This window comes from Christiangramia crocea (assembly GCF_022410465.1).
GTDB classification, from domain to species: domain Bacteria; phylum Bacteroidota; class Bacteroidia; order Flavobacteriales; family Flavobacteriaceae; genus Christiangramia; species Christiangramia crocea.
The window spans coordinates 1-20,128 of sequence record NZ_JAJSON010000007.1; the positions used below are offsets into that span (position 1 = coordinate 1).

General features: G+C 39.7%; 18 protein-coding genes. 13 read left to right on the top strand and 5 right to left on the bottom strand.

All coding sequences use genetic code 11. The features are described 5' to 3' along the window. Positions 1 to 139: 139 nt before the first annotated feature. Positions 140 to 853, bottom strand: coding sequence for a DUF4294 domain-containing protein (locus LU635_RS01690; RefSeq protein WP_240095536.1), 714 nt, complete (start codon positions 851 to 853; stop codon positions 140 to 142). A gap of 107 nt (positions 854 to 960) precedes the next feature. On the opposite strand from LU635_RS01690, the gene LU635_RS01695 reads away from it, so the two are divergent. From LU635_RS01695 to LU635_RS01710, 4 genes are all read left to right on the top strand, one after another. Next, entirely contained in the window at positions 961 to 2,049 is a 1,089-nt protein-coding gene (locus LU635_RS01695; RefSeq protein WP_240095538.1) for a M42 family metallopeptidase, read from the top strand. Between the two features lie 129 nt (positions 2,050 to 2,178). Next, on the top strand, positions 2,179 to 3,264 hold the full coding sequence (locus LU635_RS01700; protein WP_240095540.1) for a DNA topoisomerase IB: 1,086 nt from the start codon (positions 2,179 to 2,181) through the stop codon (positions 3,262 to 3,264). A gap of 49 nt (positions 3,265 to 3,313) precedes the next feature. Further along, positions 3,314 to 5,236 (top strand): DUF294 nucleotidyltransferase-like domain-containing protein, encoded by a 1,923-nt coding sequence (locus LU635_RS01705; RefSeq protein WP_240095541.1) that lies wholly within the window; start codon positions 3,314 to 3,316, stop codon positions 5,234 to 5,236. Then, positions 5,233 to 5,904 carry a 3'-5' exonuclease gene (locus LU635_RS01710; RefSeq protein WP_240095543.1) on the top strand — a complete coding sequence of 224 codons (672 nt, stop codon included), beginning with the start codon at positions 5,233 to 5,235 and terminating at the stop codon, positions 5,902 to 5,904. The genes LU635_RS01705 and LU635_RS01710 overlap by 4 nt, the downstream gene beginning before the upstream one ends. On the opposite strand, the gene acs is transcribed toward LU635_RS01710, so the two are convergent. From acs to LU635_RS01725, 3 genes are all read right to left on the bottom strand, one after another. Further along, positions 5,905 to 7,818, bottom strand: coding sequence for an acetate--CoA ligase (acs, locus tag LU635_RS01715; RefSeq protein ID WP_240095546.1), 1,914 nt, complete (start codon positions 7,816 to 7,818; stop codon positions 5,905 to 5,907). 186 nt (positions 7,819 to 8,004) lie between these two features. Beyond that, positions 8,005 to 8,952, bottom strand: coding sequence for a phosphoribosylaminoimidazolesuccinocarboxamide synthase (locus tag LU635_RS01720; protein WP_240095548.1), 948 nt, complete (start codon positions 8,950 to 8,952; stop codon positions 8,005 to 8,007). Between the two features lie 24 nt (positions 8,953 to 8,976). After that, a complete protein-coding gene (locus tag LU635_RS01725) occupies positions 8,977 to 9,930 on the bottom strand; it encodes a PhoH family protein (protein WP_240095550.1) in 954 nt (317 codons plus the stop codon). 209 nt (positions 9,931 to 10,139) lie between these two features. Between LU635_RS01725 and LU635_RS01730 the strand changes: the two genes are divergently transcribed. From LU635_RS01730 to dnaN, 5 genes are all read left to right on the top strand, one after another. Next, positions 10,140 to 10,973 carry an SAM hydrolase/SAM-dependent halogenase family protein gene (locus tag LU635_RS01730; protein WP_240095552.1) on the top strand — a complete coding sequence of 278 codons (834 nt, stop codon included), beginning with the start codon at positions 10,140 to 10,142 and terminating at the stop codon, positions 10,971 to 10,973. After that, complete coding sequence (locus LU635_RS01735; protein WP_240095554.1) at positions 10,974 to 11,270, top strand: putative quinol monooxygenase; 297 nt, start codon at positions 10,974 to 10,976, stop codon at positions 11,268 to 11,270. Between the two features lie 102 nt (positions 11,271 to 11,372). Then, entirely contained in the window at positions 11,373 to 12,110 is a 738-nt protein-coding gene (gene gldF / locus LU635_RS01740; protein WP_240095555.1) for a gliding motility-associated ABC transporter permease subunit GldF, read from the top strand. Further along, positions 12,110 to 13,780: a gliding motility-associated ABC transporter substrate-binding protein GldG gene (gene gldG, locus LU635_RS01745; protein ID WP_240095557.1), complete on the top strand. Its 1,671-nt coding sequence runs from the start codon at positions 12,110 to 12,112 to the stop codon at positions 13,778 to 13,780. Before gldF ends, gldG begins: the two co-directional genes overlap by 1 nt. Positions 13,781 to 13,984: 204 nt before the next feature. After that, the gene (gene dnaN, locus LU635_RS01750; protein ID WP_240095559.1) at positions 13,985 to 15,103 is read left to right on the top strand and encodes a DNA polymerase III subunit beta; all 1,119 of its coding nucleotides are present in this window, start codon (positions 13,985 to 13,987) and stop codon (positions 15,101 to 15,103) included. A gap of 122 nt (positions 15,104 to 15,225) precedes the next feature. Here the strand turns inward: dnaN and LU635_RS01755 are convergent, their stop codons facing one another. Then, positions 15,226 to 15,564, bottom strand: a complete 339-nt coding sequence (locus LU635_RS01755) for a DUF4870 domain-containing protein (RefSeq protein WP_240095561.1) — start codon at positions 15,562 to 15,564, stop codon at positions 15,226 to 15,228. A 159-nt stretch (positions 15,565 to 15,723) separates the two neighbouring features. Here LU635_RS01755 and LU635_RS01760 point away from each other — a divergent pair, with 159 nt between their 5' ends. The 4 genes from LU635_RS01760 (at position 15,724) to LU635_RS01775 (ending at position 19,927) form a co-directional block, all read left to right on the top strand. After that, on the top strand, positions 15,724 to 17,139 hold the full coding sequence (locus LU635_RS01760) for an amidohydrolase (RefSeq protein WP_240095563.1): 1,416 nt from the start codon (positions 15,724 to 15,726) through the stop codon (positions 17,137 to 17,139). A gap of 43 nt (positions 17,140 to 17,182) precedes the next feature. Continuing rightward, positions 17,183 to 18,595 carry a tRNA uridine-5-carboxymethylaminomethyl(34) synthesis GTPase MnmE gene (mnmE, locus tag LU635_RS01765; RefSeq protein WP_240095566.1) on the top strand — a complete coding sequence of 471 codons (1,413 nt, stop codon included), beginning with the start codon at positions 17,183 to 17,185 and terminating at the stop codon, positions 18,593 to 18,595. A gap of 310 nt (positions 18,596 to 18,905) precedes the next feature. After that, complete coding sequence (locus tag LU635_RS01770; protein ID WP_240095568.1) at positions 18,906 to 19,115, top strand: hypothetical protein; 210 nt, start codon at positions 18,906 to 18,908, stop codon at positions 19,113 to 19,115. A 287-nt stretch (positions 19,116 to 19,402) separates the two neighbouring features. After that, complete coding sequence (locus LU635_RS01775; protein ID WP_240095570.1) at positions 19,403 to 19,927, top strand: DUF4175 domain-containing protein; 525 nt, start codon at positions 19,403 to 19,405, stop codon at positions 19,925 to 19,927. Positions 19,928 to 20,128 lie beyond the last annotated feature (201 nt).

Sequence of the window (20,128 nt, forward strand, 5' to 3'; positions counted from 1 at the left end):
GTGAACATACGCTCCCCGTGAAAGCGGCTGCAAATATACACCCGATCTTTTCTTTTGGCAAAACTTTTCGTGAAGTATTTTTAGATAATTTTAAGAGCTCTCGTTAAGCCTCTGAACACCAGACACAAATAAAGATGATTTAACGACTTCTATTTTTTGAGAAACCAGAATTACTCCATTTATCGCTTAAATCGAGGTATTCAAAATCCAGAGCACTGGCCTGCCTTTCTAAAATGTTATCCCGAAATGACCTTTGTAGGATATCCTCAATAAGGAAATCTTCCTGGTTAGATTCCGGGTCGTATTCTTCCTTCAGGGAAATATCGAACATGCTAGCCGTGGTATTGTACCAGAAAGCCCGCCATCCGCTTTTTAGATTCTTTACAAGATCAAAGGTAGTAGTACCGGTTTGCCGGTGGATTAGTTTTACAAGTATCTGACCCTCCGTGCGGGTTAACTTTTTCAGCTCTGCCGAAAATTCTTCTTCAATATAATTCTGTACAATTTTAGTGTACCTTTTTCTATCCCTCCTGGATTTGATCTTATCAAGTCTAGAATTAAGCTCTACTAACCTTTCCGAAGCCAGCTTAGCATAAGGGTAAACTTTCCGGGTTTTCTTCCTTAGTATAAGGTAACGCCTCCTGGCATTAATATCATCAAACTTAAGCCGGCGAAGTAATACCACTTCTTCCAGGTCAATAGTCTCACGAGGAACCGAATCACCTGCAATGATCATATACCGTTTTTGTAGAGTATCACTATCAAGAGTATCCATTTCCATTTGAGAAATGCTTTTCTGGCTAAACCCGGCAAAACCCAGTAAAAATATTAATATGGAAATATATTTGCTCATCAACTTTCAACTTTCAACAAGACTTTTAACCAAAATCATTCCAAAATTAATCATTCGCCGGTTGCCTTCCACCCAAATCTTTTTAATTTCGCTAAAATTTATGAATTATGAAGAAAACCGAAATACTAGATGAAAAATCGCTAAAGTTCCTGGAGAACTATCTGAATAATGCTGCACCTACTGGTTACGAATCTGAAGGGCAGAAATTATGGATGGAATACCTGAAACCATATGTTGATGAATTCTTCACCGACACTTATGGTACTGCAGTTGGCGTGATAAATCCGGAAGCAAAATATAAAGTAGTAATTGAAGGGCATGCTGACGAAATTTCATGGTATGTAAATTATATCACAGATGAAGGTCTTATATATGTGGTAAGAAATGGAGGTAGCGACCATCAGATAGCCGCTTCAAAAAGGGTGAATATCCATACCAAAAAGGGAATAGTTAAAGGTGTATTTGGCTGGCCTGCCATTCATACAAGAGATAAAGAAAAGGAACAGGCACCAAAAATGGACAATATCTGTATAGATGTTGGCTGTACCAGTAAAGAAGAAGTTGAAGAACTTGGTGTACATGTTGGTTGTGTTATCACTTATCCTGATGAGTTCTTTGTTCTGAATAAAAACAAGTTTGTTTGCCGTGCCCTTGATAACCGTATTGGCGGATTCATGATAGCTCAGGTAGCCAGGCTTTTAAAAGAGAACAAGAAAAAATTACCTTTCGGGCTGTATGTAACAAACTCGGTACAGGAAGAAATTGGATTACGCGGAGCTGAAATGATTACTCACAGGATACAGCCAAATGTAGCCATTGTGACCGATGTGACCCACGACACCACTACTCCAATGATAGAAAAAAAGACCAATGGTCTGAATAAAATTGGTGATGGACCTGTTATCTCATATGCCCCGGCTGTTCAGAATAAGCTTAGAGAATTGATCATAGACACGGCCGAAGAAAAGAAGATCCCATTCCAGAGACATGCTTCTTCAAGGTTTACAGGAACCGATACTGATGCATTCGCTTACAGTAATGGCGGGGTACCTTCAGCCCTGATCTCACTTCCTTTAAGGTATATGCATACCACTGTAGAAATGGTACACCGTGATGATGTGGAAAACGTGATTAACCTTATTTATGAATCAATTCTAAAAATAAAGGACGGAGATACTTTTAGCTATTTCGACTAATCAGCTTCACTGTATAAATGGCAACTTTAAAACTCCCGGCACACCGGGAGTTTTGTTTTTATTACAGAATATTTCACAATTCTTTAATTAAATACGAATAGCATTCCAGTTATCTTTAGGGAAAAAGCCATGACCCTATCCCAGGACGATATCAATGCAATTATTAATGATCCGCAGGAAGCTGTAAGAATGGCCAATTTGGTATATGTTTCAGAAAACCATCTTTCCATAAAAAGAAAAAAAGTAGGTCGGGGGTTCGCTTACTACAAAAAAGAAGAGAAAATATCAGATCAAAAGACGATCGACAGAATCAAGAATCTAGTGATTCCACCGGCATGGAAAGATGTTAAAATAGCCCATCTTAAAAACGGACATATCCAGGTAGTGGGACGTGATGATAAAGACAGAAAACAATATATGTACCACCCCGTCTGGTCTAAAATAAGGAATCAGACCAAGTTCTTCAAAATGACAGCTTTTGGAAAAGTCCTTCCAAAAATAAGGAAGCAGGTAAGCCAAGATATGGAGCTTAAGGGAATGCCTCAAAGGAAGGTTCTGGCCCTTGTTATAAGATTGATGGAAGAAACCCATATTCGTATCGGTAACCAGTATTACGCAAAGAATAATAAAACCTACGGACTTTCCACTTTCAGAACCAAACATGTAAAGACATTCAAGAATGGTTTAAAATTCGAATTCATAGGGAAGAAGGGAAAGGAACATTCAATCACTGTCGAAAACAGAAAACTTGTAGACCTTATTAATCAGTGTGAAGAGATACCGGGCTGGGAACTTTTCAAATTTTATGATGAGAATGGCCAGAAACAAAGCGTAGACAGCGGGATGATCAATGAATATATACATGAAATTAGCGGGGATATATTTTCTGCCAAGGATTTCAGGACCTGGTCTGCAACTAAAATCTTCTTCGAAACCCTGCGCGAACTAGGCTATAGTGAAGATGAGAAAGAAAACAAAAAGAAGACCCTGGAAGCATTCGACTCCGCTGCCGAGGGATTGGGAAACACCCGGGCCATATGCAGAACTTATTATGTACACCCAAAAGTAGTGGAAACCTATGAAAATGGTGAAATTGTCCCTTATTTCAAAAGAGTAAAGGAAGATAAATCCCCGGATTATATTCAGCTTTCAGAGACTGAAAAAGCTATTTATAAGCTTATTCAGGATTATAAAATTGAGATCGATGAGGAATAAATCTAGTGGAGCATTGTCTTCTTTCCCATATTTCGGATAAATTTGGAATATGACTAATACTATTGCCGCCAGAATTGCAGATTTTTTAAGCGATTATCCACCTTTTTCTTTGCTTGAGAAAAAGCAACTATATAGCATTGCCGCAGAGGTAAGGGTAAATTATTATGAACAGGGAAAAGCCATTTTTCTAAAGGGTGAAAAAGTACATGAGTATTTCTATATTGTTCATAAGGGAGCTGTAGACCTTCAAAAGGTCAATGAGAAAGAAGAACCGGAGACTATCGATAAATGTGACGAAGGAGATGTTTTTGGTCTAAGACCCCTGTTCGCAAAGGAGAATTACCAGATCAATGCCATTACCGATGAAGAAAGCATTATATATGCAATTCCGCTTAAGGAATTCAAGCCCTTGGCCATTAGCAATTCCCAGGTAGGCAATTTCCTGATGGAAAGTTTCGCTTCAAATACCAGAAACCCTTATTCCACTGAACATCGTGGTAAACTTTTTACAGAAGACGAAGAAATTAGTTTTAAACAAGAAGCTTTATTCGACCTCCAGCCCATTCCCATGGTTAAGAAAATGGTGACCGTATCTCCGGAAACCAGTATTCAGGAAGCTGCCACGCTAATGAGCGAGAAACGAGTGGGATCTGTAATAGTTGTAGAAGATGATAAGCCAGTGGGCATTTTAACCGACCTGGACTTCAGGGAATTCATAGGCACAGGAAAACTTTCTATAGACTGTGCTGTAAATAAAATTATGAACTCGCCGGTGATATGCTACTCAAAGGGCATCACCATTGCCCAGGCCCAGCTCACAATGATGAAACATGATATTAACCATATCTGCATCACCAAAGACGGCACTCCCAATACAAAGGTAAAAGGAATTGTTTCTGAACATGACCTAATGGTTTCGCAGGGGAATAACCCTTCAGTGCTCATGAAAGCTATTAAAAGAGCCCGTAGCACCAAGAAACTTAAAAAAATAAGAAGCAAGATATTATTTCTTTTACAGGGATATTTAAAAAACAACATTCCGCTTACTCATATCTCTAAAATAATGTTCGAGCTCAATGACGCGACCATTAAGCGAACCATCAAGAGATGTGTGGATAAGATGGAGGGCCCTCCACCAGTGAATTTTGCCTGGATGTCTCTGGGTAGCCAGGGAAGAAAAGAGCAATTATTACATACAGACCAGGACAACGCACTTGTATTTGCAGATGTACCTGAAGAAAAACTTGAAGAAACACGTGCATATTATTTAAAACTCGCAACAAAGGTCACCAAAAGACTGAATATTATAGGTTATGAATTTTGTCCAGCTGAAATGATGGCCAGAAACCCAAAATACTGCCTCAGTCTTTCTGAATGGAAAGACCAGTTTTCAAGATGGGTCACAACCTCGGGAAGTGAAGAGATATTACTCTGCCAGATATTCTTTGATTTTGATATTTCCTATGGTGATGTGAAGCTTACCAATTCAATTTCAGACCATGTTTTTGAAATTCTAAAAGGAAACCGACACTTCCTGAACAGCCTTGCAGCTCAGGCCCTGAGAAACCCTTCCCCCTTAGGCTTCTTCAGGCAGTTCCTTGTTGAACAGGACGGAGAGAAAAAAGATCTTTTCGATATCAAAAAAAGAGGGATCATGCCTTTAACAGATGCAGGGCGTTTACTCATACTTGAATATCGAGTAAAAAACATCAGTAATACCGCTGAAAGATTCGAAAAATTGGCTCAGCTGGAGCCTAAAAACAAAGAATTATACCTTGCCTGTGCCTATTCTTCCAAGGCCCTTATAAAATTCAGGACCAAACAGGGATTGAAAAATAAGGATAGTGGCCGGTTCATAAATCTTGAAGATCTCGGCAAAGAAGATAAGGTAAAACTAAAGCGTTGTTTTAAAACGATCAAAGAGATCCAGGAGCTTATTAAATTAAGATTTGAAGTAACCTATTATATATGATATTCAACTGGTTCAAGAAGAAGCATAATCTGGAGGATTTTCCGGGTTTCTGGCAGGAATATGAAAACAGCTTTGAGGAAAAACTTCCGGAAGACACCGGTGATATCCGGTTTGTAGTCTTTGATACTGAAACCACCGGATTCGATTTTGAAAAAGACCGGATATTGAGTATTGGTGCTGTTGTTGTAAGGAACAAAAGCATTGAGGTCAAAGATAATTTTGAAGTTTATTTAGACCAGGAGAAGTTCAATCCAGAAACCGTGAAAATTCATGGTATAATCCAGAATGAAAAGTTTGATAAGCTTTCTGAAATGGAAGCTCTACAAAAGTTCCTGCAGTACATAGAAAATTCCGTTTTGGTAGCTCATCACGCCCGTTTTGATGTAAAAATGGTCAACAAGGCTCTCTCCAGGCATGGATTGCCAAAACTGAAAAATAAGGTATTAGACACCTCGGTACTTTATAAAAAAACCCGTATAAGCACCAATCTTATAGACCGGGACAGGGTCTATTCTCTGGATGAAATTGCAGAAGCCTACAATATAGATATGACTGACAGGCACACAGCTTCCGGTGATGCCTATATAACCGCCATAGTTTTCATAAAGGTCCTAAGCCGCCTGGGCAGCGAAAAAATTTCAAGTCTGAGGAAGCTCTACCGTTTTTAACTATAGGTCTTCTGATCCGCTAATAATCGCTTCAACAACTTCCGGATTAAGTAGTGTTGAAGTATCCCCAAGATCGGAAGTATCCTTAGATGCGATTTTACGCAAGATACGCCTCATGATCTTTCCGCTACGGGTTTTAGGCAGGCCTTCCACAAACTGTATCTTATCAGGTTTGGCTATAGGTCCAATCTTATCAGAGATTTGCTGATTGATTTCTTTACGAAGGTTATCCTGGTTTCGGTACTCTCCAGATTCCTTCAGAATAACAAATCCATAAAGGGCATTTCCTTTCACTTCATGCGGGAAGCCAACTACTGCAGATTCTGCAACTGCCGGATGTTCATCAATTGCATCCTCTATAGGGGCAGTTCCTAAATTATGTCCGGAAACAATGATCACATCATCTACCCTACCTGTTATTCTATAATAACCTACCTCATCTCTTAACGCGCCATCGCCGGTAAAGTATTTACCTTTAAATGCCGAAAAGTAAGTATCGCGATAACGATCATGATCCCCCCAGATAGTACGGGCTATTGAGGGCCACGGAAACTTGATACAAAGTCGTCCATCTACCTGATTACCTTTGATCTCCTCTCCATTTTCATCCATTAAAACGGGCTGGATCCCCGGAAATGGCAGGGTTGCAAAGGTTGGTTTTGTAGGAGTTGCAAACGGAATTGGCGAAATTAAAATTCCACCGGTCTCAGTCTGCCACCAGGTATCAACAATAGGACTTTTTCCTTTCCCGATATTATCGTTATACCAGTGCCAGGCTTCCTCATTAATTGGCTCTCCCACCGTTCCAAGAACTTTAATGGAAGAAAGATCATATTTATCCACCAGGTCAACGCTTTTTTTGGCTAAAGCTCTTATAGCTGTTGGAGCCGTGTAGAACTGATTTACTTTATGCTTTTCAACAATTTCCCAAAATCTACCAAAGTCAGGATAAGAAGGTACCCCTTCAAACATCACCGTGGTCGCTCCATTAAGTAAAGGCCCGTAAATTATGTAAGAATGCCCTGTAATCCATCCAATATCAGCAGTACACCAGTAAACATCTTCATTTTCATACTTAAAAATATTCTTGAAAGTATAAGCTGAGTAAACCATATAACCTGCCGTGGTATGAAGCATACCTTTAGGCTTTCCTGTAGACCCAGAAGTATACAGGATAAAAAGAGGATCTTCCGCATCCATGATTTCAGGCGCACATACATCTGATGCTTCCTCCATTAAAGGTTCAAGCCACTTGTCACGACCTTCTTTCATATTTACCTCTGCCCCCGTCCTTTTAGCTACCAGGACCGTTTTTACATCGGGACATTCCTCCAAAGCCCTGTCTACAATTCCTTTTAGATCGATAGTCTTTGCTCCTCTGAAAGAACCATCTGATGTTATCATCATTTTACAATCGGCATCCAGGGTTCTAGTAGCGAGTGCCGAAGAAGAGAATCCTGCAAAAACCACTGAATGGATCGCTCCTATCCTGGCACAGGCCAGAACCGCAAAGGCCAGTTCCGGGATCATAGGTAAATAGATACATACCCTGTCCCCTTTTTCAATCCCATTATCTTTCAGGATGTTCGCAAACTTATTTACCTTCTTATTAAGCTCATTAAAAGACAGGTGAATCGCTTCCGCTTCAGGGTCGTTGGGTTCCCAGATAATAGCGGTCTTTTCACCATTGGTAAGCAAATGACGGTCTATACAGTTTTCAGTAATATTGAGTTTTGCATTTTCAAACCACTTCACCTCGGGTTTTGAAAAATCCCAACTAAGCACATTATCCCATTTTTTTCTCCAAACGAAGTGCTCCTCGGCTACTTCCTGCCAGAAGTTTTCTGGCTCCCTTACAGATTTCCTATATACCTGGAAATATTCTTCAAGATTCTTAATGTGATAATTACTCATAATTCAAGTTAATGTGGTTATGTTTGACTTCCTTCTCATTTCCTGCAATTTAAAAAATTGTAAGAAAATTTCATTTAGTTAATTTTTAATAAAAGTAAAGTTTAAATATATAAATTTTCGATTAAGTATAGAGCATAAAAAAAGCCGGAATTAAAATCCAGCTTTAAATTTAGGGGTTTATTAATCTTATTTAAGAAAATTCACCACATTTTTCTCAATACGTTTTTCAATATTGGAAACATCGGCCTTCTCGAATTTCTCACCGGTGATATTCTCATAGAGCTCAATATATCTATCTGAAACTGATGTGATATACTCATCACTCATTTCCGGCACCTTTTGTCCTTCTTTTCCCTGAAATCCATTTGAGATAAGCCACTGCCTAACGAACTCCTTGGAAAGCTGTTTTTGAGCCTCACCTTTTTCCTGTCTTTCCTCATAGCATTTCTTATAGAAATACCTTGAAGAATCAGGTGTATGTATTTCATCGATCAGTACAATGGTTCCATCTGGAGTCTTCCCGAATTCATATTTGGTGTCCACCAAAATCAGGTCCTGTTTTGCAGCGATTTCGGTACCTCTTTGAAAGAGTTTTCTTGTATAATCCTCAAGTTTCGTATAATCGGATTCAGAAACAATATTTCTTCTCAAGAGCTCTTCCCGGGAAATATCCTCGTCATGATCGCCCTGTTCAGCTTTAGTGGCCGGTGTTATTATAGGTTCTGGAAATTTATCATTCTCTTTCATACCTTCAGGCATGGCAACACCGCATAGTTCTCTTTTTCCTGCTTTATACTCTCTTGCCGCATGGCCCGACAGGTATCCTCTGATCACCATTTCAACCTTAAAGGGCTCACATTTATAGCCAACTGCCACATTCGGGTCGGGCGTTGCTTCCAGCCAGTTGGGAACTATGTCGCTGGTCTTTTCCATCATCTTGGTTGCGATCTGATTCAAAATCTGGCCCTTATACGGGATTCCCTTAGGCATTACCACGTCAAAAGCTGAAAGCCTGTCTGTCGCAATCATTACCAGTTTATCATTTTCAAGTGAATAAACGTCACGTACCTTGCCTTTATAAACCGACTTCTGGCCGGGAAAGTTAAAATCTGTTCTAATAATTGTATTACTCATAAAGAGTGAAAACTTTAATTTTTATTATTCGTTATGTTCAATGGTTTTATATGCCGCAATGATCTTTTTCACGAGTCGGTGACGAATCACATCCTTATCATCAAGGTAAACCATCCCTACTCCCTTAACATCTTTAAGGATCAGAAGTGCTTCCTTTAGTCCGGAGATTACCCTGCGTGGCAGATCTATCTGGCCGGGATCGCCTGTGATAATGAATTTTGCATTCTTTCCCATACGTGTAAGAAACATCTTCATCTGGGCATGGGTAGTATTTTGAGCTTCGTCAAGGATCACAAAGGCATTATCCAGTGTTCTACCCCTCATAAAAGCCAGTGGCGCGATCTGGATAACTCCTTTCTCAATAAATATTTCGAGTTTTTCGTGCGGAATCATATCCCTTAATGCATCATAAAGTGGTTGCATATAGGGATCCAGCTTTTCCTTGAGATCACCCGGTAAAAACCCAAGGTTCTCCCCTGCTTCCACCGCCGGTCTTGTAAGGATAATTCTTTTAACCTGCTTCTCTTTCAGTGCTTTTACGGCAAGTGCCACACCTGTATAGGTTTTTCCGGTCCCTGCTGGCCCAATGGCAAATACCAGGTCGTTCTTCTTGGACAGTTCTACGAGCCTGCGCTGATTGGCCGTTTGAGCCTTCACAACCTTTCCGCTAATCCCGTGAACTATGGTTTCCCCACTTTCCTGGGAAGTTTTATAATCTTCTTCACTCTCACTGGTAAGGACTCTTTCTATGGTATTCTCATCCAGCTTATTATATTTTCCAAAATGATCCATCAGCATGGTAAAACGCTTATCAAACTCTTCCAGCATTTCCTCATCACCAAAAACACGTATTTTGCTACCTCTGGCAACAATTTTCAGTTTAGGAAAGTACTTTTTTAAAAGTTCAATATGTTCATTTTGTTGCCCGAAGAATTCGCGAGGGCTAATTTCTGAGAGTTCAATAAGAAGTTCGTTCAAAAGCTATATTTTTTTGGTGAAGCATTACAGGTTTTTTTCAGACTATTTTAATTTGTCCTTCGTTTTCAATATCCTAATTTTGGATCAGATTTATGGTATTTTTTACCTTTCTGGCTGAGCGAATCACTAAAATTAAAATTATATTCGCCTTCTATACAAACTTAAGGAAAATAACCAGTCTCAGATTAAAAAAATATTAACAATCGCCTATGGCAATCATTACTTTAACAACCGATTTCGGGGAAAAGGATTATTTCGCTGGCGCGGTTAAAGGGGCTATCTATAGCGAACTTAGTGATGTTAGGATTGTTGATATTTCACATTCGGTTTCTCCATTTCATATAAATGAGGCAGCATATATCATCAAAAATGCCTATAAAAGTTTTCCAAAGGGAAGTATTCATATAATCGGAATCGATTCGGAACTGACTCCGGAAAACAAACACCTGGCAGTAAAACTGGATGAGCATTATTTCATATGTGCCAACAATGGAATCCTGTCTTTGCTTGCTTCTGAAATAAAACCCGAAAAGGTTGTGGAAATAAATATCCACGATAAGGTTGAGACCAATTTTCCGGTTCTGGATGTATTCGTAAAAGTAGCCTGCCATCTGGCCCGTGGGGGCACCCTGGAAGTAATAGGTAAAAGCGTTAGTACCATCAAATATCTTAAGCAGTTTGAGCCTATCATTAATTCGGAAAAAAATCAGATCCTGGGCCATGTGATCTATATAGACAACTACGGAAATGTGATCACGAATATCTCACGTAAGCTATTTGAAACTGTAGGCAAAGGAAGGGATTTCACAATCAGGGCCAGAAGGGTCAATTTTTCTGAAATCCATGAAACTTACAGTCATGCCATCAACTTCAATGTAGAAAAAGAAAAGAGGAAAGAAGAAGACGGGAAAAAACTGGCAGTATTCAATTCTGCCGGTTATATAGAACTGGCCATTTATAAAAGCAATCCAAGTACCGTAGGTAGTGCTTCCACCTTATTCGGACTAGAGTACCTGGATTCTGTCACCATAAATTTTGAATAGATGTTCGTACGAATTGTAAAAATGGGTTTTAAGGAAGATAAGATAGATGAGTTTCTTGCCAATTTTGAGGAAAACAAATCAAAAATAAGAGGTTTTGAAGGTTGTGAATTCCTGGAACTCTACCGCGACAAACACAATACAAACCGCTTTTTTACGTATAGTTACTGGAAAGATGAAGATGCTCTGGAGAATTACCGGCATTCTGAACTTTTTAAAAATGTCTGGGCACAAACCAAAATCCTGTTCAAAGAAAAACCGGACGCCTGGAGTGTTGATAAAGTAGTGAGTATGGAATAAGGAGTATTGAGATGTGGGAAATTAGAAATGAGATTTCTCCCGTTGGTGGAAATGAATTAATTCAAAAACCTGACAAACAGCTGATAATTGATAATTGAAGGTATGTTCGCGATACTGAATAAAGAAATACAATCCTTTTTTTCCTCTCTTACCGGATATCTGGTGATTGGACTTTTTCTTATTGCCTGCGGACTTTTTCTTTTTGTTTTCAATGGCAGCTATAATATCCTGGATAGTGGTTTCGCCGATCTTAAAGGCTTCTTTAATATTGCGCCGTGGATTTTTATTTTTTTGATTCCGGCTATAAGCATGAGGACTTTTGCTGACGAAAAACGTATGGGCACACTGGAAATCCTGCTAACAAAACCTGTAAGCCTTAAAAAACTCATAATTGGGAAATATCTAGGTGTGTTACTCCTCATTATCCTGGCCATTGCTCCTACTCTTTTATATGTGCTAACCATAAGCGAACTGGGCAGACCTGCTGGAAACTTTGATATGGGAGCTACCTTAGGATCCTACCTCGGACTGCTTTTTCTTGGAGGCTGTTATGCCTCAATTGGAGTGTTTGCTTCAAGTTTATCATCCAATCAAATCATCTCTTTCCTGTTAGGCGTATTTCTTTGTTTCCTTTGCTATTTTGCCTTTGAAGGGATTAGCGAAACCGGGATCTTTGGAATTTCAAGTTATTTCCTGGAGTCATTCGGGATCAGTTTCCATTATCAAAGCATTAGCCGGGGGGTGATAGACACCAGGGATCTGATCTATTTTTTCAGTTTGATCTTACTGTTCCTTAAGCTAACAGAAATCAACCTTTCAGCCACAAAAAACCGGAGATAGTGCAGATACTTAACAAAATAAGATCTTTGCTTATTCTACTTGTTATTCTGGTAGTCGTGAATTTCCTGGCTTCTGAATTCTTCATGCGGTTTGACCTTACTCAGGACAAACGGTACAGCCTTTCTCCCGCTGCAAAGGAGATAGTTTCAGATGTTGAACAGCCCGTGGTTTTTGATGTTTTTCTGGAAGGTAATTTTCCTTCGGAATTCAGAAGATTACGAAATGAGACTAGGCAAATGCTGGAGGAGTTTTCGGCCTATAACAGGAATATAAAATTCAATTTTATAGATCCGCTGGCCGAAGATGACGATGCCAATGCCATAGCCGAGGAGTTCTATAAAATGGGAATGACCCCTGCACGACTGAATGTTCAGGAGAATGGAAGAAATAGTGAAAGCATCATTTTTCCCTGGGCCATTGCTAACCATGGCAACAAAACAGTAAAGATCCCACTCCTTAAAAACCAGATAGGAGCTACAGATGAAGAACGGGTAACCTCATCTGTACAGCAACTGGAATATGCATTGGCCAATGGTTTAAGTAAACTCATTTATCCCAGGGAGAAGAAGATCGCGGTAATGCGCGGGAACGGAGAATTGCCCGACGCCAGGATAGCCGATTTTATCAAAACCATCCAGGAATACTATTTTATGGCGCCTTTTACGCTTGATTCTGTTGTAGCTAACCCTCAGAAAACCCTGGAAGACCTTAATAAATACGATCTGGTAATCGATCCAAAACCTACCCAGGCTTTTAACGAGAAGGAAAAATATGTACTTGACCAGTACCTTATGAATGGAGGAAAAATGCTTTGGCTCGCTGAAGTGACAAATATGGAAACCGACAGTCTTTTTAACGAAAGAGGTTCAGCCATCGCGATTCCCAGAAACCTCAACCTGGGAGATTATTTCTTTTCATACGGCCTAAGGATAAACCCGGCAATTGTAAACGATCTTTATTCGGCACCTATCATTCTTGCCAGCGGTTCGGGGAATAACACAAGATTCAATCCTTTCCCCTGGTTCTACAGTCCGCTTACCAGTTCGCCAAATGATCATCCTGTCATCAATAATATTGAGGCGGTAAAATTTGAATATGCCAACCCTATAGATACTCTGGCAAATAATGTTAATAAAACAATCCTGCTAACCAGTTCACCACGGAGTAAACTGGAAGGCGTTCCGGCAGAAATAAGTCTGGATATGGTGAATCAAAAACCAGATCTGGAAACGTATAATGCCGGGGAACAACCACTGGCAGTTCTTCTTGAAGGTAATTTCAAATCAGTCTATAAGAACCGTATTAAGCCTTTTGAACTGGAGAATTCCATTGAAGAAAGCGTCCCAACAAAAATGCTGGTGGTCTCGGATGGTGATGTTATAAAAAATGACCTTCAGGGAGGCCAACCACTGGAACTGGGTTTTCAGAGGTATACCGGCAACACTTATGGAAATAAAGAATTTCTTCTTAACGCGGTGAATTATCTACTGGATGATACGGGCCTTATCAATATACGCTCCAAGGATATAAGCCTTTCCTTTCTGGATAAGGAAAAAGTCGCAGCCCAGAGGGAAAAATGGCAGATTATAAATCTTCTAGGACCTTTACTGGTTCTGTTCATTTTCGGTCTTGGCTTCAGGTATTACCGAAAACATAAATATGTAAAGTAAAAGACCGGGAAAAAGCCAGCCTGTTGTTTTAACAGGTACATATTAACAATTTTGATTGATTAATGTTTTTCAGTAGTTTGATTTACAGCTAAATACCTCTTTTAAGCTCTATAAGCCTGTTAATAAAAACTCCCCAAACAGCCCCTGATTTTTGACTTATTAAAATATATTTGTAATTGATTCAAAATAAATCAACAAAAGCCGATGAAATTTATTGTATCCAGCAATTATCTGCTGAAACAGCTACAAATACTTGGAGGGGTAATCAACAGTTCAAACACCTTACCTATTCTGGACAACTTTCTTTTTGATCTTAAAAACGACGAGCTAACCGTATCAGCTTCAGACCTTGAAACTACTATGTCTGCAAAGCTTCAGGTGGAGTCAGATTCTGAAGGAAAGATCGCTGTGCCTGCTAAACTATTATTAGATACGTTAAAGACTTTCCCTGAGCAGCCGCTTACCTTCGTGGTGGAAGATAACAACACTATAGAATTAAGTTCCAATCATGGTAAGTATGCACTTGCTTATGCCGATGGTGAAGAGTTTCCAAATCCGGTAGAGCTGGAAGACCCCAGTAGTACTGTAGTAGAGGCTGATGTGCTGGCAACTGCAATTTCAAAAACTATTTTCGCATCAGGCAACGATGATCTTAGGCCGGTCATGAGCGGTGTTTTCTTCCAGTTCAAAGAAGACGGGCTAACTTTTGTCGCTACAGATGCTCATAAACTGGTAAAATATTCAAGAGAAGATATCCATGCCAAACAGGCGGCTGAATTCATCATGCCTAAAAAGCCTTTGAATCTTCTTAAAGGTATCCTTGCTGGCAGTGAATCTGAAGTAAAGATAGAATACAACGATTCAAATGCTAAATTCACTTTTGATGATACCGAACTTATTTGCAGACTCATCGACGGAAAGTATCCGAATTATGAAGCGGTGATCCCTAAAGAGAATCCAAATAAACTTACTATAGAAAGAAATCAGTTCTTAAGCTCGGTCAGAAGGGTTTCTATTTTCTCTAACAAAACCACTCACCAGGTAAGACTTAAAATTGCTGGCGCTGAACTTAATATTTCAGCGGAAGATGTGGACTACAGCAATAAAGCTGAGGAGCGTTTAACCTGTTCTTATCAGGGTGATGATATGCAGATAGGTTTCAATTCAAGATTCCTTACTGAAATGCTTGGGAACCTCACTTCAGATGATGTAATGCTGGAAATGAGTTTGCCCAATAGAGCCGGAATTCTTACACCGGTTGATGGATTGGATGAAGGTGAAAAGATCACCATGCTTGTAATGCCGGTAATGCTAAATAATTAGTTTGCTGTTCGCAGTCTCAGTAAGCAATAGAAAAATACATTTTTTCAAAAATAAAAAAGCCCGTTCATTAATCTGAACGGGCTTTTTACTTCTAACTATTTAAAAAAACCACTGGTAAATTTCTATTTTAAGAATTCAATCGTTAAGGGATAATAAGGCATCTCTCCATTGCTCACTTTTATCGCATTCATTATCGGTACGATCAGCGCTATAAGTCCTATAATGATCAGCATCAATATTCCAAGTCCAAATAAAATGATCAGAGGAATACTGATGATGGAATAAATAAAAAGACTTATCTGAAAATTGAGGATCATCTTTCCATGCATATCCATTCCTGCTACTTTATCTTTTTGAGTCAGCCATAAGATTAGCGGAACTATAAATCCCCCTATACCAGTCACCAGGTCAAGTAACTGACTCAGGTGGGTCATAACTAACATTTGGTTGTCTTCTCTCATAATGATTGTTTGATGGTTAAGATGAGGCTTTAATGAAAAGCATCTATATAAAAGACGCTAAGGAAGGTGCTTTGTTACAGATTTTCAATGTAAATTGAATTCGTTTTTCCCAAATAAGAAAACTAATAACTTTTAAATTGATTTTTAAATACCCTATTTATGAAAAAATTATTTTTACTATTCCTTATGTTTCAGGCAAGTCTGTTTGCCCAGTCAGAAGCGGTTTCAAATTTAGAATCACAAAAAGAAAAATATAGCGAAATAGCACATACCATCTGGGAATATGCCGAAATGGGTTATCAGGAGGAAAAAAGCTCTGCCCTTCTTCAAAAAACCTTAGAGGATGAAGGCTTTAAAATAGAAAAGGGAGTTGCAGGCATACCCACGGCATTTATTGCAGAATATGGTAACAAAGGGCCGGTAATTGCAATTCTTGGAGAATATGATGCCCTTCCCGGACTTTCTCAAAAAGCGGTTCCGGAAAAGGCTCCCGGAAACGGGGAAGCAGGACATGCCTGCGGTCATCATTTATTCGGGACTGCCTCTACCGCCGCAGCTATTGAAGTAAAAAAGTGGTTGGAAAAAAATAATCAGGAAGGAATAATTCGTTTCTATGGTTGTCCCGCCGAAGAAGGTGGGTCTGGCAAGGTATATATGGTAAGGGCCGGATTATTTGATGATGTGGATGTTGTTTTAAACTGGCACCCCTCTTCAAAAAATGCGGCAAATCCAGGAATAGCCCTGGCCAATAAATCGGCTAAATTCAGATTTTATGGGAAATCTGCTCATGCCGCGAGTGCGCCCGAACAGGGAAGATCTGCTTTAGACGCTGTAGAAGCCATGAATTATATGGTTAATATGATGAGAGAGCATGTTCCTGCGACTTCACGTATACATTATGTGATTACCAGTGGAGGAAAAGCTCCTAACGTAATTCCAGACTATGCAGAAGTATATTACTATTCCCGCCATCCCAACAGGGAAGAAGTAAAAAAGATCTTTGACCGAATGGTTAAAGCTGCTGAAGGAGCTGCTATTGGAACCGGGACCACTATGAAATATGAAATTATTGGAGGAACGCATGAATTATTGCCAAACCTTACTCTCCAAAAACTAATCCATGAGAACATGACTGAAATAGGAGGTTTTGAATACACAGCAAAAGAAAAAGAATTTGCAGAAGCCATAGCTCCCACCTTGGATTTAAAATCAGTAAAATATAGTGATGCTGAAGAAATAGAACCTTTTTCAGAAGAGATCCCATCTTCCGGTTTTGGATCTACTGATGTTGGAGATGTGAGTTTTGCCGTACCCACAGGGGGCTTAAGAACTGCAACATGGGTTCCCGGAACACCGGCACATAGCTGGCAGGCGGTAGCTTCAGGAGGAATGAGCATAGGAGAAAAAGGAATGCTTCTGGCTGCCAAAACACTTGCGGTAAGTGCAATAGACCTCTTTAAATCTCCGGAATTAATTGAAGAGGTAAAACTTGAGTTCAATAATCGCAGGGGTGATGATTTTATCTATGAGCCGCTAATCGGTGATCGGGAACCAGCATTAGATTATAGAAAATAAACAGTATTAGTAAAGGCCTTTCTTAATTATTATCTTTGCAGGCATGAAAATGAATGATACCATTGTCGCGCTTGCAACACCATCGGGTGCCGGAGCCATTGCTATTATAAGGGTATCCGGACCCGATGCATTGAATATTGTGTCGCCACTTTTTAAAGCAAAAAACCGAAAGGATCTTGCCAAACAACCTAGCCATACCCTTCATCTTGGAAACATTGTAGATGGAGAAAGAACGCTGGATGAAGTGCTGGTATCAGTATTTAGGGCTCCAAAATCATATACCGGGGAAGAAACCGTGGAGATATCCTGCCATGGAAGCCCATACATCCAGCAGGAGATCATTCAGTTATTGATACGGAAAGGTTGCCGGGCTGCGGAAGCCGGTGAATTTACGCTTCGTGCTTTCCTGAATGCTAAAATGGATCTTAGCCAGGCCGAAGCCGTTGCCGATCTTATTAATTCTGAAAATGCCGCTTCCCACCAGATGGCGATGCAGCAGATGCGCGGGGGATTCTCACAAGAAATTCAAAGGCTCAGAGAAGAACTGCTGAACTTTGCTTCACTTATAGAGCTTGAACTGGACTTTGCCGAAGAAGATGTGGAGTTTGCAAACAGGGATCAGTTCAGAGATCTGGTATCGAGAATTCAAAAAGTACTAAAACGACTTATAGACTCCTTTGCCACAGGAAATGTTTTGAAAAACGGAATTCCCGTCGCCATTGTCGGGGAACCAAATGTTGGAAAATCCACTTTGCTCAATGCACTCCTAAATGAGGAACGCGCCATTGTTTCGGAAATTGCAGGAACTACCCGGGATACCATTGAAGACGAAATGAGTATCGGCGGAATAGGTTTCAGATTTATTGATACTGCCGGAATCAGGGAAACCAAGGATGTTGTGGAAAGCATCGGGATCAAAAAGACCTTTGAAAAGATAAGTCAGGCGCAGGTGGTTGCATATCTGGTAGACAGTTCCAGAATAGAAAATGATGCGCAACGACTGAAGGAAGTTCTTATTGAGGTTGAAAAGATCAAGAATAAATTTCCACAAAAACCACTGATAATCATTGCAAATAAAATCGACCAGCTTTCAGAGAAAGAAATAGAAGACCTTAAGTCTGATCTTGGTAACATATCACATACCTCTTTACAGTTACTTTCTGCCAGGACGGGCGCCGGAGTAGAAGAATTAAAACAAAAGCTTCTGGAATATGTGAATACCGGAGCTTTGCGTAACAGTGATACTATCGTTACCAACTCAAGGCATTATGCGGCGCTTCTAAAAGCCCTGGAAGAGATCAACAAGGTAGAAGATGGTTTGAATGCCGATCTTTCGGGAGATCTGCTGGCAATTGATATACGCCAGGCGCTGCATCATTTTGGTGAGATCACCGGAGAAATCACAAACGATGATCTATTAGGGAATATCTTTGCGAATTTCTGTATTGGAAAGTAATTGTTTTTTTGCTTTTCTCTTTATTCGTGTTATTACCGGATGTAAGATAAAAACCACTTCTCATATGTATGCCTAACTCCTATTTTTTGGCTATCTTTAAAGCACAGTAGTTGTCCATTATTGTTGCCTTCTCTTCAGGGCAACAGATTTTATCGGATAGCATGCATCAGGCAGCTATACCAGGCAACAGCTAACGACTTCAGGAAAAATGAGTAGTAATAATGGAATAGAGAAAACTTGCCCGCACTGTGATGGATCCTTTTTTCCCAAAACAATTTTTATAAAATTCTGCTCTGATCATTGCACTAAGATGAATTACAGGCAATGTATACCTGAAAAAGAGCATAACAAAGCACAGGTTTCTTATATGGTGCCCAGCAAAGATTTCTTCAACCTGGAAGCATATCCGTATGCTTCCAGGTTTGAACCGGCCCTCCATCTACCTGATGATAAACAACAACCAGATAAGCCCAAAATCTACAGGCGCATCATCAGTTCAGGAAAAGAATCAATTATTTAAATAAGCAATAATAAAAGTAAGAATAAGACAAAGTAAAAAAAGAGACATGACCAGCCTTTAAGGCCGAAAAACCAGGCACACCTGTCTTGTTAGGCAGATGCCTGAGGTTTGGATAATACATAGAGTAAAAGCTGATTGATTGATCTGCAAAAGCAGGGTAAAACCGGTTACAGCATCACAGATCCTGATAGCGATAGTTCAAATTAAAACGACTGGATATTACTTGTTGTCTAAAAAACATTGCCGAAAGTTGAACCCAGTAAATATTAACTCTAAAATCAATAATAATGAAAAAGACAATCGTAATGCTCTCAGTAACAGCCGCCTTACTCTTTTCAGGTTGTAACGAGCAAATCAGCACTGAAGAGGTGCTCGAAAATGAGGAGCAGCGTCAGGAGATCATGGAAGCCATTGCTGAAGATCATGACCTGATGATGGAAATGAACCAGGCCATGATGAATAGTGAGCATGGCAAAATGATGATGTCGGAAAACACGGAAATGATGCGTATGATGATGGGCAACCGCAAAATGATGAGGAATATGATGCAGGAAAACCCTGAAATGCGAGATGAAATGATGCAGAATATGATGCAATCAGACACTTCTGCTCAGATCAACATAATGAATATGATGGCTGGTCACAGAGGTATGATGAGAAACATGATGAAAATGATGCATCAGAAAGGCATGATGAGTTCAGATTGCATGCAGTCTTCTATGAAAAAAATGGAGGGCATGGATATGCAAAATGGTATGATGAAAAATAATGATGATATGAACAACATGGATAATGAGAATAAAAATGAATAGTTTCAACTATAAAGGTCAGCGTTAAAAGTAAGATCAAAGAATAAAGGTTTGTTTCTATATGCCTGCTTCTTCAGTTCCCCCTATAGTAATCCTATAGAAGCTTACTTTGATGATTACTTATTATTGCCCTTTAATGCGGAAAGGAAGCTGTCTGAAAGATTTGGATACCGGTTCCCAGATTATAAAAAGAGGATTCCGGCA